This is a genomic window from Streptomyces sp. NPDC059900, assembly GCF_050270335.1.
Classification (GTDB): domain Bacteria; phylum Actinomycetota; class Actinomycetes; order Streptomycetales; family Streptomycetaceae; genus Streptomyces.
Window position 1 is genome coordinate 10,570 of record NZ_JBNNJZ010000079.1, and the last position, 13,517, is coordinate 24,086.

Below are 13,517 nucleotides of genomic sequence, written 5' to 3' on the forward strand. Positions count from 1 at the left end.
TCCCTGTTTGGGTTGGTGCCCCGGGGGGGGGGTGTTTGGTGGGCGAGGGTTGGGGGGTGGGGGTTCGGGGGGGGGGGGGGGGCCCCGCACGTCCGGCGCGCAGCGCCGGGTTGGTGGAAAGCAAGGCGCAATCCGAGCGGCGAGCGAAGCGCGGGAAGCCCTCTCAGGCGCCGGAGGGCACTCCGTACCCCGGCGCAGGCCCCGCGCAGCGCCCGCCCCGCCCAGCGCAGCTCCCCGCGGCTGCGGATAGCCTCAAGGGCATGAGCAGGCCCCCAACCTTCACCCCGCCCCCCGGCGTCGACGCGCGGCGTCTGCGGACCGTGCGCGGCGACTTCGCCGCCCTGGACGCCCGCCCGGCCGGCGAGGCCAGAGGCACCGTTCTGCTGCTCCCCGGTTTCACCGGGAGCAAGGAGGACTTCATCGCCCTGCTCAGGCCCATCGCGGATGCCGGGTATCGAGCGGTCGCCGTCGACGGCCGCGGACAGTACGAGAGCCAGGGCCCCGAGAAGGACGAAGTCCCGTACGCACAGGCCGAGTTGGCCCAGGACGTACTGTCCCAGGCAGCCGCACTCACCCGCGCCGACGGCCCCTCCCCGGCCGACTCACTCACCCGGGCCGACGGACTCTCCGAGGCCGAAGGGATTCCGGAGGCCCCCAGGCCCTCCGAGGCCGCCAGCCCCTCCGAGACCGCAGGCCCGCCTCAAGGCGACAGCGCACGCACCGCCCCGCCCCACCTGCGCCGCCTCCACCTCCTGGGCCACTCCCTCGGCGGTCAGATCGCCCGCGCCGCCACCCTCCGCGCCCCCGCGGACACCTTCGCCTCGCTCACCCTCATGGCATCGGGCCCCGCCGCCATCTCACCCCCGCAGCAGGCCCGCGCCAAGATGCTGACAGACGCACTGGCCGTGATGTCGATGGCCGAGGCCTGGGCCGCCATCCAGGCCTTCGATCCGCCCGAGGACACCGACGTCGACGGTGACGGTGACAGTGACGCCCTGCGCGAACGCTGGCTGCGGCACAGCCCCGCGCAGCTCATCGCCACCGGCAAGCAGCTCTGCGTCGAGCCGGACCGCGTCACGGAGCTCGCCGCCCTCCCCCTGCCCAAGCACGTCATCTCCGGCGAGCGCGACGACACCTGGCCCGTCCCCTGGCTCGACGAGATGACCCGGCGTCTTGCAGCCCACCGCACGATCATCGACGGCGCCGAGCACTCCCCCAACACCGACCGCCCCGCGGAGACCGCCGCGGCCCTCATCGCCTTCTGGGACCGGGCCGGCGAACAGGCGGGCAGCACCGACCGCTAGGCCCTAGTACTGCGTCTGGAGGTGCTCCCAGAAGCCGTCCCGCAGCGCCCGCCGCAGATCGGACTGCCCCCGCAGCGAGTACGCGAGCAGCTTCTCGGCCTCCACCAGGAGTTCCTGGTCCACCGACCCCGGCAGATACGGATGGCCCGGCAGCAGGTCCACCAGCGCCTCGCGCCCCCGCGCGGCCAGCCACTTCGCGGCGATCTGCGCGCCCACGAACCGCACGTCGTCGCGGGGCGGCCGGGGCGTGCCCGCCGTCTCGTACGACATCGCGACGCTGCGCCGGGACACGTACGGCTTGAAGAAGTCGAGGTCGAACGTGCGCTGGCTGTCGACCTCCCAGAGCAGCGGCTCCGCCTGGTTGCGGCCCTCGGACGCCTCGATGCCCCACAGATGCACCCGCGCGCCGTACCCCTGCGCGGCCTCCACCGCCGAGACCAGGTCCTCGTCGCCGCCGACCAGCGCCGCGTCGCTGATCGCGCGGTGCCGGGCCAGTGACTCCAGGTCCGTCCGGATGAGGGAGTCCACGCCCTTCTGCTGGTTGTTCGCGTTGAGATTGCCCAGGCGCACCTTGACGTCGGGCAACTCGGCGATGGACTGCTGCTCCACCGTGTGGATGCGGCGCCGCGCACCGTCGTACCAGTAGACGCGCAGCAGCCGGCTGTCCGCGAAGATCGTGCGCGCCTTGTCGATGAACGCCTCGATCAGGCCCTCCGCGTCAAGATCGAAGGCCCGCCGGTCCTCCGTACCCACCGCGAGCCGCCCCGCCGCCGCGTACACATAACCGGCGTCGACGAAGATCGCGTGCGTGGACGGCGTCTTCGCCACCTCGGCGAGCACACGCTCGAGGAGTCCGTTGGCGCGCTCCAGCTGGGCGCTGATGGCGGTGATCTCGATCTCGTCGTTCATCGCCCTCATTGTCCCGTCGGTCACGCAGCGAACACAACCGATCTCGCTACTCGTGAGTAATTAGTCTGTCGAAAAATTTCTTTAGCGTAGGGAATGTTTGCTGGGGGCAACTCGTTGTACCCCTATGGAACGCCGGACACAGCTGTCCCGGCGGCCACACACCAGTAGTTCTCCTCAGGAGGATGACCAGACGAAGGGAGAAGCCTCATGCGCTTCGAAATCATGCGACTCGACGACGTCGACGGCGCTGCCGTGGACCGGACCGTCGTAGACGCCGCCTCCGTCAATCGGATCGTGCAGCAGGCCGCAGCGATAGGCCAGCGCATCTATATCCGCCCGGCCGACTCCCCGGCCTCGTAACGCACATGTTGCACATATAGGTAGCACGTTGCACATATAGGTTGCACGCACAGGTTGAAGGGCCCCCGTACACCGTTGGTACGGGGGCCCTTGGCATGTCCGGGCACCCACGCAAGCCGCCCCCGCTCGTGCCGCCCCCGCACCGGGCGCTCTAGGCGCCGTTGATCACCTGCGTCACGCCGTTGATGATCTGCTGCACCGCGATCGCGGACAGCATCATGCCCGCGAGCCGCGTCACCAGGACCACGCCGCCGTCCTTGATGACCCGGATGATCAGCAGCGAGTAACGCATCACGAGCCACAGCACGACGTGCATCGCCACGATCGCCGCCCACACGGAGATCTGCGTGCCGAGGCTGTCGGCGTCCTGGACGGCCAGGATGACGGAGACGATCGCGCCGGGCCCCGCGAGCAGCGGCATGCCGAGCGGCACGAGGGCGACATTGACGTCCTTGGTCTGCGTCGGCTCGTCCGACTTGCCGGTGAGCAGGTCGAGCGCGATCAGCAGGAGCAGCAGACCGCCCGCGATCATCAGCGCGGGGACGGACACATGCAGGTAGTCGAGGATCTGATGCCCCAGGACCCCGAAGACCGCGATCACGCCGAAGGCGACGCACACGGCCTGGAAGGCCATCTTGCGCTGCACCTTGGCGGGGCGGCCGGAGGTGAGTCCGAGGAAGATCGGGGTGATCCCGGGGGGATCCATGATGACAAAAAGGGTGAGAAAGAGGGATCCGAAGACGGCGACGTCGAACACAGTGATGGCCTTGCGGTGAAGTGAGTCGTACGAAAATGCCGCGCGAGGGCGGCGGAAAAGGTGGAAGGCGGCAGGGAGCCGAGCCCGCGTTACGCGGAGGGCCGTCCGCCCGCGCCCGGCACCGGGAACGCCCCGGTCGCGCGGCGCGTGATCTCCCCGTAGATCTCGGGGTCGGTGGTGAACTCCCCGAGCACACAAGTCTTGCGGCTGCCGTGGTAGTCGCTCGACCCCGTGACGAGGAGGCCGAGGTCCGCGGCGAGGCCGTGCAGCCGGGTGCGGGTTTCGGGGGCGTGGTCCATGTGGTCGGCCTCGATGCCGTCGAGACCGGCGGCGGCCAGTGCCGCTATCGCGCCCTCGGGCACCACCTGGCCGCGCTTGACGGCAGCGGGGTGCGCGAAGACGGTGACGCCGCCGGCGGCCTTGACCAGGCGGATCGCGTCGAAGGGGTCCAGTTCGTGCTTCCCGGCGTACGCGCGGCCGCCGTCGGCGAGCCAGTCGGGCGTGAAGGCGTCCGAGACGGTGGGCACGACGCCCAGCTCCACCAGGGCTTCCGCGATGTGCGGGCGGCCGACCGAGCCGTCGCCCGCGATGCGCGCGACCTGCTCCCAGGTGACCGGAACGCCGAGCTCCCGGAGTTTGCCGACCATCGTCTTCGCGCGGGGCACCCGGTCGTCGCGCACGAGCTCGCGCTCACGGGCGAGTTCCGGCTCGTCGGGGTCGAAGAGGTAGGCCAGCATGTGCAGGCCCACGCCGTCGAGGCGGCAGGAGAGTTCGGCGCCGGTGACCAGGGTGAGGCCCCGGTCGAGTTCCGCGAGAGCGGCGACGGCCTCCGCGTGCCCGCGGGTGGTGTCGTGGTCCGTGAGCGCGACGACGTCGAGCCCGGCGGCGGCAGCATTGCGCACCAGCTGCGCCGGGGTGTCCGTGCCGTCGGAAGCGGTGGAGTGGGTGTGCAGATCGATGCGCACGACGCGGACTCCAGGCTCTGACGGGCGGACGAAGGGGACGCTCAAGGATAACGGGAGCCGAACGCTCCGCCGCCCGCCACAGAGGAGACACCCCTCACGGCACCCCCTCACCGACCTCGCGGCGCGGCACGCATCACGGCTCGCACCGTCACGGCATCACGGTGCCGCGCAGTCACACCGTCACGGCACAGGGGTGCCGCGCAGTCACGCCGTCACAGCACCCCGCCGTCCCGCCACCCCGCCGTCACGGCGACAGAATCCGCGGCGAAAGCGCCCCGCACGGCAGCAGGTCCGTCTCGGCCCCGGCGTCCCGCAAGTCCGTGAGCACCAGCTCGTCGTACATCAGGAGCCCCGACTGCTCCGGCCACGCCACCGCCCACAGCCACAGGCCGCGCGCCTCGCCCGCGAAGACCGCGCGGTCGTCCGGCGTGCCCGCGACATGCCACATCGGGGTCGGCCTGCCCGCCGCGAGCAGCTTGGCCTGCGGCGGCTTCTCGACCTTCAGATAGGGACCGGGGTCCGGGCCGTCGATGCCCGCATACCGCGCGCCGAGCCCGACACCGAGCTCCTCGGCGACAAGCACCAGCTCACCGATGCCGCCGAGCGGCGCGGGCCCCGAGCAGGCCACAGCGGTCGCGCGGCCACCGCTGCGGTCGTCGCCCGCGCAGGCCACGCCCGTGAACAGCCAGCCGACAGGCAGCGGCCAGGGCATCCAGACCGGCACCTGTGCGCGGTGCACCACCACTTGGAGCGCCTCGACGCTCGGCGGGATCACAGGCTGCAGCGGATGCACCGTCCCGTGCACATCGCACTGCCAGGAGTCGGCAAAGAGACCGGGAGCCCTGACCCGGCCACCACACTTCGGGCAACTGGGTTCGCCCCTCATAACGACCAACGGTCCTCCCCGGTCGTCCCCCCGTCAAGGACGATCACCCGTCCGGTGGTCCTGTCACCAGGAGAAACTAGATGTAGCTTGCATCTTTTAGCTTGGCTAACTAATATGTGTATACGTCAACGATCTCGACGTAAGCCGCTAAGGAGCAGGCATGAACAGCAGCACCGGAGGACCCGCCGGAGGGGACCCACTGGACAAGGGGGCGACCAGCCTGCTGCGGCAGCCGAAGGCCGTCTGGGCCACCGCGGGCGCGTCCGTCGTCGCCTTCATGGGCATCGGGCTCGTCGACCCGATCCTCCCCTCCATCGCCAAGGGCCTGGACGCATCGGCAAGCCAGGTCTCCCTGCTCTTCACCTCGTACTTCCTGATCACCGCCGTGGCGATGCTGGTGACCGGGTTCGTCTCCAGCCGCATCGGCGGCAAGAAGACCCTGCTGCTCGGGCTCGCGCTCGTCGTGGTCTTCGCGGGGCTCGCCGGCACCTCGGGGTCGGTGGGCGAACTCGTCGGGTTCCGCGCGGGATGGGGGCTCGGAAACGCGCTCTTCGTGTCGACCGCCCTCGCCGTCATCGTCGGCGCCGCGGCCGGCGGCAGCGCCGCCGCGATCCTGCTGTACGAGTCGGCGCTCGGCCTCGGCATGGCCTGCGGGCCGCTGCTCGGCGCGGTCCTCGGCAACGCGAGCTGGCGCTACCCGTTCTTCGGCACCGCGGTCCTGATGGCGGTCGGCTTCCTGTGCATCACGGCGTTCCTCAAGGAGCAGCCGAAGCCCGCGCAGAAGACCTCGCTGCTCGCCCCGATCAAGGCCCTGGGGCACGGCGGGCTCGCGTCCGCCGCCGCCTCCGCGTTCTTCTACAACTACACGTTCTTCACGGTCCTGGCCTTCACGCCGTTCGTGCTGAACATGACCCCGTACAAGTCAGGCGCGATCTTCTTCGCCTGGGGTCTGCTGCTCGCCGTCTTCTCGGTGCTCGTGGCGCCCCGGCTCCAGGCGAAGATGGGCTCCCTGAGGGTCCTCGGCGGCTCGCTGGTGCTGCTCGCGGCGGACGTGCTGGTCCTCGGGTACGGCAACCACGCGACGGCCATCGTCTGCACGATCCTGTCCGGCGCCTTCATCGGCGTGAACAACACCGTCTACACCGAGCTCGCGCTCGGCGTGTCGGACGCGCCGCGCCCGGTGGCGAGCGCCGGCTACAACTTCGTGCGGTGGTTCGCCGCCGCCGCGGCGCCGTTCTTCGCGCCGAAAATCGAGGAGTGGAGCAACATCCACGTCCCGTTCGTGGTCGCGGCCGTCACTGCGGTGCTCGGCGCGGTCGTGGTCTGGGTCCGCAGGGAAGCCCTCACCCACGAGGCCGAGGAGCTCGAACCGAAGCACGCCACGGAGGACAGCGTCACCGTCTTCGCCAACTGAGGCTTCCGGCAGTCGATTTCAGTCCAGGGACACGGACTTGCGCAGCGGATCGCGCAGGTCCGTTCCGCTGTTCAGCCAGCGCTCCTGGAGGGCCTGCGCGCCGTGCACCCGCTTCCACGCGCCCTCGTTCGGCGTCATGGGCAGCAGCGGCAGGAACCGTACGGGCTCCATGGGCTCGTCAAGCTCCAGGTCCTCCACCAGGCCGCCCGGCTCCGCGACGAGGACCGACGTGAACTGCGCGCCGGGCCACAGCGGTTCGCCCGTGTCGAGCGAGGCTCCCGGCGCCACGATCAGGCCCTCGACCTGCGGCGAAGCCGCCAGTACGGCCAGCGGGCGCAGCACCTTGTCCGTGTCGGCGACGCCACCGCGCACCGAGAGGACCAGCTCCGCGCGCGGGCCCTTGACCGGGTCGGCCACAACCGCGGTGGGATCGGCCATCGCCTTGCCCGACATGCCGAGGGTGGCGTATCTGACCAGGTCCCCGTCCGTGAAGCGCAGCACTTCGACGCGGTCGGTGCCGAGGAAGGTCACCGCGGCGCGGGCGTCCGGTTCACCGAGGGCGCTGCGGATGCGGGCCTCGACCAGAGCAAGAACATCAGCCATCCCGCGAGCATAGAACTCGTCAGTGGCGGGTAAAGACGGGGCTTGACACTTCAGTCGGCTGATAGTGTTGGCCGCTGGTTCCGGGCAGCACGCAGAGCGCGCTCTCAAGCCCGGGCAGATGACTTCGCGCGCTACGCGCTAGGGACTTCCCCTACGGGGGACCGGCCGGAGGAGGTGGGGCTGCCATGGATCGAAGTCGACCGTGCAGTACCACCCGTTCTTCCGTCTGACACCTCACGCAGCCCTGTAGCTGCCACCGTGCGTCTGTACTCCCCGTGCTTGCGTGCGACGGAAGAGCACTTCGTTTCCACCTGATCTCTCTGAGTTCTTTGATCTGAGTCAGTAGCGAAGCTGCCACCGCGATGGTGCGGTGCTCCCCGCTTTGTGGACGTGCCAAACATCCTCAGCAGGACGTCCCCATTCCGGGTAGTTCCAACCGTCGCCGGCGGCCTCCGTCAAAGGAGCCTGCCCCATGTCGATGATCCGCGACCTCCGCGCCGCCGTCCGTCCTTCGCTCCGCAAGGACGGCGGCGCCTACAACTCGTACGACACCACCCGCGACCCGACCGCCGCCTCCGCCGTCGTCGACTGCGCGGTCTACCGCGACGGCCGCCGCGCGGCCTGCGACGACACGCTCACGCCGCACGAGGCGATGCTCCAGGTGCGCCGCGAGGGCGGCTTCGCCTGGATCGGTCTGCACGAGCCGACCGAGGCCGAATTCTCCGGTATCGCCGCCGAGTTCGGGCTGCACCCCCTCGCCGTCGAGGACGCGGTGCACGCCCACCAGCGGCCCAAGCTGGAGCGCTACGACGACACGCTCTTCACGGTCTTCAAGACCATCCACTACGTCGAGCACGCCGAACTCACCGCCACCAGCGAGATCGTGGAGACCGGCGAGGTGATGTGCTTCACCGGCCGGGACTTCTTCATCACCGTGCGGCACGGCGGACAAGGCTCGCTGCGCGCCCTGCGGCGCCGCCTCCAGGAGGACCCCGAGCTGCTCGCCAAGGGCCCCTCCGCGGTCCTGCACACCATCGCCGACCACGTCGTCGACGGGTACATCGCGGTCGCCGACGCCATGCAGGACGACATCGACGACGTGGAGAGCGAGGTGTTCTCCGCGCCGAGCAAGGGCAAGGGGACCTCGCGCGGCGTCGACGCCGGGCGGATCTACCAGCTCAAGCGCGAGGTACTGGAGTTCAAGCGGGCCGTGTCGCCGCTGCTCCGTCCGATGCTGCTGCTCAGCGAGCGGCCGATGCGTCTTGTCGACCCCGACATCCAGAAGTACTTCCGGGACGTCGCCGACCACCTCACGCGCGTCCAGGAGCAGGTCGTCGGCTTCGACGAACTGCTCAACTCGATCCTTCAGGCCAACCTCGCGCAGGCGGCGGTCGCGCAGAACGAGGACATGCGCAAGATCACCTCCTGGGCAGCGATCATCGCCGTGCCGACGGCGGTCTGCGGGGTCTACGGCATGAACTTCAAGCACATGCCCGAGCTGGAATGGCGTTACGGCTACCCGATGGTGCTCGTCCTCATCGGCGGCGTCTGCTGGGCCATCCACCGCACCCTGAAGCGCAACGGCTGGCTCTAGCCGTCCGGGGCGGGCAGCTCGATAGGCTGCGCGCATGACAGAAACGCTGCTCGCCCGGGCCCTCGTCGAGGAGGCCACCAAGAAGTCGGGCCTCATCTGGGTGCGCGGCGGGGAACCGGCCCGCGCCCTGTGGCACGTATGGCACGAGGGCGCGGCGCACCTCATCGGCGACGGCCCCGGCGAGCAGCCGCTGCCGGGCCTCGTCGACGGCGGCACCGCCGAAGTGACCGTACGCAGCAAGGACAAGGGCGGTCGCCTCATCGCCTGGACGGCGGAGGTGACCGAGCTCGCGCCGCGCTCCGAGGCCTGGGAGGCGGCCGTCGCCGAGCTCAAGGGCAAGCGCCTGAACGCGCCGGACGGCGAGCGGATGCCGCAGCGCTGGGCGGACGAGTGCCGGGTCGTCCGGCTCACCCCGCGGGACATCAGCACCGACCTGCCCGACGCGTCCCTCGCGGCCCCGCCCCTGCCGACCCCGGCGACCACCCGGCAGCCGGTGCCCGAAGGGCTCCCCCGGCTGCTGTTCAAGCGGAAGAAGCGGCGCGGCTAGCCGCGCCGGGTGACTGGACGAGGCGTAGCGCGCCCTACGACTGGGGCGCCGGCCCACGGACTGGGCAGCCGCCCTACGACTGGGGCAACTGCTCTCCGTAGTCCACCATCTCGTCCTTCTCCGGCTCGCTGAGGGTGAAGTCCCTGCCCCAGTCGCTGAGCCGGAGCGTGCCCGCGTCGCCCGCGCGCTTCAGGCGCAGCGGGTAGGGCTTGCCCTCCAGGGAGACGTTCAGGGTGCCGCCCGCGCCCTCGTCGCCGTTGATCTCGATGCTGGGGTTGCCGTCGATCGTGCCACGGTCTCCGGCGGCGAGCTTGCCGTGCAGGGCGAGGATGCCGTCGAGGAGGCTGTCCTTGTCCGTGAAGCCGCTCAGCTGGCGGTAGGCCGCGTCCTCCTCGGGGACCTTCACGTACTTGCCGTCGAGCTTGGCCGCGGCCTGGTCGTCCGCCTGGCCGGGCTTCTCGTCGCCCTTGGCCTCCTCGTGGGTCCAGAAGCCGGAGTCGGCCTTGAGGAAGAGGTTCTTGCCGACGCGCAGCAGCTGGAAGGTCTGCCCCTTCGAGGTGACCGACCCGGAGCCGCCGTCTTCTTTCAGGCGCATGTCGAGCTTGTACGTGTGGCCCTTGCTGACCAGGGTCCCCGAGAGGCGCACCGCGGGCGCCGCCTCGGCGGCCGCGCGGCTCTTGCTCTGGATCTTCGCGGCGGAGAGCTTGCCCATGCCGTTCGTGCCCGCGTCCGGGTCCTCCTCGCTGCTGCACCCGGTGAGACCGGTGACCCCCACGACGAGCCCCGCGCACATCGCGCTCACGAGTGCTGCTCTGCGGGTACGGCGGACCGGGGGAATCGCTGACACAGGGGGCGCTGCCTCTCGTGGGGACGACGGCTACGGCTACGGCTACGGCAGTACGGCAGCGTACCCGTGCTGACCAGTTGGATCGGCGCCAGTCCGGTCGGCCGCTCCGCCGGGGCGTAACCGACCGGGACGGGCTAGCCTGAAGCCCGCATTACGGGACAGAACGGCATAGACGCTATGAGTGAGGGAGGCGGGTGCGATGGCGGCGAGCGCCTCCCGGGTCTTCGTCTCGCATCTGGCCGGCTCCGCCGTCTTCGACCCGAACGGCGACCAGGTCGGACGGGTGCGCGACCTGGTGGCGACGCTGCGGGTGCAGCGCAGGCCGCCCCGGCTGCTCGGCCTGGTCGTCGAACTGTCCACGCGGCGCCGCATCTTCCTGCCCATGACCCGGGTGACCGGCATCGAGACGGGCCAGGTCATCACCACCGGCGTACTGAACGTACGGCGTTTCGAGCAGCGGCCCACCGAGCGGCTCGTGCTCGGCGAGATGCTCGACCGGCGGGTCAGGCTCATCGAGACGGGCGAGGAGGTGACCGTCCTGGACGTGGCGGTGCAGCAGCTGCCCGCCCGGCGCGACTGGGAGATCGACCGGGTCTTCGTCCGCAAGGGGAAGGGCGGTGCTTTCCGGCGCAAGGGAGAGACGCTCACCGTCGAGTGGTCGGCCGTCGACGGATTCGCCGTCGAGGAGCACGGCCAAGGCGCGGAGAGCCTGCTCGCCACCTTCGAACAGCTGCGCCCCGCCGACCTCGCCAACGTCTTGCACCACCTCTCGCCGAAAAGGCGGGCCGAGGTGGCGGCCGCGCTCGACGACGACCGGCTCGCCGACGTCCTCGAAGAGCTCCCCGAGGACGACCAGATCGAGATCCTCGGCAAGCTCAAGGAGGAGCGCGCGGCCGACGTCCTGGAGGCGATGGACCCGGACGACGCCGCCGACCTGCTCGCCGAGCTGCCCGAGGACGACAAGGAGCGTCTCCTTACGCTGATGCAGCCGGACGACGCCGCCGACGTGCGGCGCCTGATGGCGTACGAGGAGCGCACCGCGGGCGGTCTGATGACGACCGAGCCGATCGTGCTGCGGCCCGACGCGACGATCGCGGACGCCCTCGCACGGGTGCGCCAGCAGGACCTCTCCCCCGCGCTCGCCGCGCAGGTCTACGTGTGCCGCCCGCCGGACGAGACGCCGACGGGCAAGTACCTGGGCACCGTGCACTTCCAGCGGCTCCTGCGCGATCCGCCGTACACGCTGGTCAGCTCGGTCCTCGACGACGATCTCCAGACCCTCGCGCCGGAGACCGCGCTGCCGCAGGTCGCCGGGTTCTTCGCCACGTACGACATGGTGGCGGCCCCCGTCGTCGACGAGGGCGGCTCGCTGCTCGGCGCGGTCACGGTCGACGACGTGCTCGACCACATGCTGCCGGACGACTGGCGCGAGACGGAGTTCCACCAGGACGAGGCGCCCCGTGCCGCCGGTTGACCGCGAGCGGGACACCCGCGCCGAGCAGCGGCCCGCGCCCCGCTTCCGGCTCGACCAGCCGCGGCCGCCGCGCCGCAGGCTCCTGCCGGAGTACGACCCGGAGGCCTTCGGGCGGCTCTCGGAGCGGATCGCGCGGTTCCTGGGCACGGGGCGCTTCATCGTCTGGATGACGGTCACGATCATCGTGTGGGTCGCCTGGAACGTCTGGGCTCCGCAGGCGCTGCGCTTCGACCCGTTCCCCTTCCTGTTCCTGACCCTGGCACTGTCCCTCCAGGCCTCCTACGCGGCGCCGCTGATCCTGCTCGCGCAGAACCGGCAGGACGACCGGGACCGGGTCAACCTCGAACAGGACCGCAAGCAGAACGAGCGTGCGATCGCGGACACCGAGTATCTGAGCCGCGAGATCGCCGCCCTGCGCATGGGCCTGGGCGAGGTCGCCACCCGCGACTGGATCCGTTCCGAACTCCAGGACCTGGTCAGGGAGCTGGAGGAGCAGCGGCACGGGAGCCGCGTCGTATTCCCCGCGGAGGAGAGCGGCGGGCGTGATGTAGGCGACCGTTGACGGCTCTTTCCGGCGCGGGGTTACCGCGCCGTACTATCGGTGTTATGGCTACGGAAGACGCGGTGCGGGAAGCACTGGCGACGGTGAACGACCCCGAGATCCATCGACCCATCACCGAGTTGGGGATGGTCAAATCGGTCGATATCTCCCCGGATGGGGTGGTAGCGGTCACCGTGTACCTCACGGTCTCCGGGTGCCCGATGCGCGAGACCATCACGAAGAACGTGACCGACGCGGTCGCCGCCGTCGAAGGCGTCACGCGCGTCGACGTCACCCTCGACGTGATGAGCGACGAGCAGCGCAAGGAGCTGGCGAACGCGCTGCGCGGCGGCACCGCCGAGCGCGAGGTCCCCTTCGCCAAGCCCGGCTCGCTGACCCGTGTCTACGCCGTCGCGTCCGGCAAGGGCGGCGTCGGCAAGTCCTCGGTGACGGTGAACCTCGCGGCCGCGATGGCGGCGGACGGCCTGAAGGTCGGCGTCGTGGACGCGGACATCTACGGCCACTCCGTGCCCCGGATGCTGGGCGCCGACGGCAAGCCCACCCAGGTCGAAGACATGATCATGCCGCCGTCGGCGAACGGCGTGAAGGTCATCTCGATCGGCATGTTCACGCCGGGCAACGCCCCGGTCGTCTGGCGCGGCCCGATGCTCCACCGCGCCCTCCAGCAGTTCCTCGCGGACGTCTTCTGGGGCGACCTGGACGTCCTGCTCCTCGACCTGCCGCCGGGCACGGGCGACATCGCGATCTCCGTCGCCCAGCTCGTCCCGAACGCCGAGATCCTGGTCGTGACGACGCCCCAGCAGGCGGCGGCCGAGGTCGCCGAGCGCGCGGGCTCCATCGCGGTGCAGACCCACCAGAAGATCGTCGGCGTCGTCGAGAACATGTCCGGGCTGCCCTGCCCGCACTGCGGCGAGATGGTCGACGTCTTCGGCACCGGCGGCGGCGAGCGCGTCGCCGAGGGCCTCACGAAGACGACGGGCGCCACCGTCCCGGTCCTGGGCTCCATCCCGATCGACGTCCGGCTGCGCGAGGGCGGCGACGAGGGCAAGCCGGTCGTCCTGACCGACCCGGAGTCCCCGGCGGGCTCGGCGCTGCGTGCGATCGCGGGCAAGCTGGGCGGCCGCCAGCGCGGCCTCGCGGGCATGACCCTGGGGATCACCCCGCGCAACAAGTTCTGAGGCTTCCCCGGCCTTCTTCCGTACGCCGATGGGGGCGCCGCTCGTGTCGAGCGGCGCCCCCAACGGCGGATGTGTGCGGGGGGGGGGGCAGGGCGGTCTCTTTTACACATCTGACGC

At 70.6% G+C, this 13,517-nt stretch carries 14 protein-coding genes; 8 read left to right on the top strand and 6 right to left on the bottom strand.

Annotated elements, in window-relative coordinates:
- Nucleotides 1-260: 260 nt before the first annotated feature.
- Nucleotides 261-1,304: an alpha/beta fold hydrolase gene (locus ACQKIP_RS14500; RefSeq protein ID WP_365861913.1), complete on the top strand. Its 1,044-nt coding sequence runs from the start codon at nucleotides 261-263 to the stop codon at nucleotides 1,302-1,304.
- A 3-nt stretch (nucleotides 1,305-1,307) separates the two neighbouring features.
- Here the strand turns inward: ACQKIP_RS14500 and ACQKIP_RS14505 are convergent, their stop codons facing one another.
- Complete coding sequence (locus ACQKIP_RS14505) at nucleotides 1,308-2,222, bottom strand: NYN domain-containing protein (RefSeq protein WP_427743106.1); 915 nt, start codon at nucleotides 2,220-2,222, stop codon at nucleotides 1,308-1,310.
- 198 nt (nucleotides 2,223-2,420) lie between these two features.
- Between ACQKIP_RS14505 and ACQKIP_RS14510 the strand changes: the two genes are divergently transcribed.
- Complete coding sequence (locus ACQKIP_RS14510; RefSeq protein ID WP_365861910.1) at nucleotides 2,421-2,573, top strand: hypothetical protein; 153 nt, start codon at nucleotides 2,421-2,423, stop codon at nucleotides 2,571-2,573.
- A 151-nt stretch (nucleotides 2,574-2,724) separates the two neighbouring features.
- Here ACQKIP_RS14510 and ACQKIP_RS14515 read toward each other — a convergent pair whose 3' ends face one another.
- The 3 genes from ACQKIP_RS14515 to ACQKIP_RS14525 all read right to left on the bottom strand — a co-directional run bounded on the left by ACQKIP_RS14515 (nucleotide 2,725) and on the right by ACQKIP_RS14525 (nucleotide 5,181).
- Nucleotides 2,725-3,330 carry a MarC family protein gene (locus tag ACQKIP_RS14515; protein ID WP_365861909.1) on the bottom strand — a complete coding sequence of 202 codons (606 nt, stop codon included), beginning with the start codon at nucleotides 3,328-3,330 and terminating at the stop codon, nucleotides 2,725-2,727.
- 89 nt (nucleotides 3,331-3,419) lie between these two features.
- Nucleotides 3,420-4,295: a PHP domain-containing protein gene (locus ACQKIP_RS14520; RefSeq protein ID WP_365861907.1), complete on the bottom strand. Its 876-nt coding sequence runs from the start codon at nucleotides 4,293-4,295 to the stop codon at nucleotides 3,420-3,422.
- Between the two features lie 244 nt (nucleotides 4,296-4,539).
- Complete coding sequence (locus ACQKIP_RS14525) at nucleotides 4,540-5,181, bottom strand: DUF6758 family protein (protein ID WP_365861905.1); 642 nt, start codon at nucleotides 5,179-5,181, stop codon at nucleotides 4,540-4,542.
- Nucleotides 5,182-5,341: 160 nt separating this feature from the next.
- Between ACQKIP_RS14525 and ACQKIP_RS14530 the strand changes: the two genes are divergently transcribed.
- Nucleotides 5,342-6,595: an MFS transporter gene (locus ACQKIP_RS14530; protein WP_365861903.1), complete on the top strand. Its 1,254-nt coding sequence runs from the start codon at nucleotides 5,342-5,344 to the stop codon at nucleotides 6,593-6,595.
- Nucleotides 6,596-6,613: 18 nt separating this feature from the next.
- Here the strand turns inward: ACQKIP_RS14530 and ACQKIP_RS14535 are convergent, their stop codons facing one another.
- Complete coding sequence (locus ACQKIP_RS14535) at nucleotides 6,614-7,198, bottom strand: suppressor of fused domain protein (protein WP_365861902.1); 585 nt, start codon at nucleotides 7,196-7,198, stop codon at nucleotides 6,614-6,616.
- A 472-nt stretch (nucleotides 7,199-7,670) separates the two neighbouring features.
- On the opposite strand from ACQKIP_RS14535, the gene ACQKIP_RS14540 reads away from it, so the two are divergent.
- Together ACQKIP_RS14540 and ACQKIP_RS14545 are read left to right on the top strand one after the other, a co-directional pair.
- The gene (locus tag ACQKIP_RS14540; RefSeq protein ID WP_365861901.1) at nucleotides 7,671-8,792 is read left to right on the top strand and encodes a magnesium and cobalt transport protein CorA; all 1,122 of its coding nucleotides are present in this window, start codon (nucleotides 7,671-7,673) and stop codon (nucleotides 8,790-8,792) included.
- A 34-nt stretch (nucleotides 8,793-8,826) separates the two neighbouring features.
- Nucleotides 8,827-9,339 (top strand): hypothetical protein, encoded by a 513-nt coding sequence (locus tag ACQKIP_RS14545; RefSeq protein WP_365861900.1) that lies wholly within the window; start codon nucleotides 8,827-8,829, stop codon nucleotides 9,337-9,339.
- A gap of 73 nt (nucleotides 9,340-9,412) precedes the next feature.
- Here ACQKIP_RS14545 and ACQKIP_RS14550 read toward each other — a convergent pair whose 3' ends face one another.
- Entirely contained in the window at nucleotides 9,413-10,132 is a 720-nt protein-coding gene (locus tag ACQKIP_RS14550) for a hypothetical protein (protein WP_365861942.1), read from the bottom strand.
- Between the two features lie 253 nt (nucleotides 10,133-10,385).
- Between ACQKIP_RS14550 and ACQKIP_RS14555 the strand changes: the two genes are divergently transcribed.
- The 3 genes from ACQKIP_RS14555 to ACQKIP_RS14565 are packed head-to-tail and all read left to right on the top strand — an operon-like array spanning nucleotide 10,386 to nucleotide 13,400.
- Nucleotides 10,386-11,660: a magnesium transporter MgtE N-terminal domain-containing protein gene (locus tag ACQKIP_RS14555; protein ID WP_365861898.1), complete on the top strand. Its 1,275-nt coding sequence runs from the start codon at nucleotides 10,386-10,388 to the stop codon at nucleotides 11,658-11,660.
- Nucleotides 11,647-12,222 (top strand): DUF1003 domain-containing protein, encoded by a 576-nt coding sequence (locus ACQKIP_RS14560; RefSeq protein ID WP_365861896.1) that lies wholly within the window; start codon nucleotides 11,647-11,649, stop codon nucleotides 12,220-12,222. The genes ACQKIP_RS14555 and ACQKIP_RS14560 overlap by 14 nt, the downstream gene beginning before the upstream one ends.
- 44 nt (nucleotides 12,223-12,266) lie before the next feature.
- Nucleotides 12,267-13,400, top strand: coding sequence for an Mrp/NBP35 family ATP-binding protein (locus ACQKIP_RS14565; RefSeq protein WP_365861895.1), 1,134 nt, complete (start codon nucleotides 12,267-12,269; stop codon nucleotides 13,398-13,400).
- The last annotated feature ends 117 nt before the right edge of the window (nucleotides 13,401-13,517 follow it).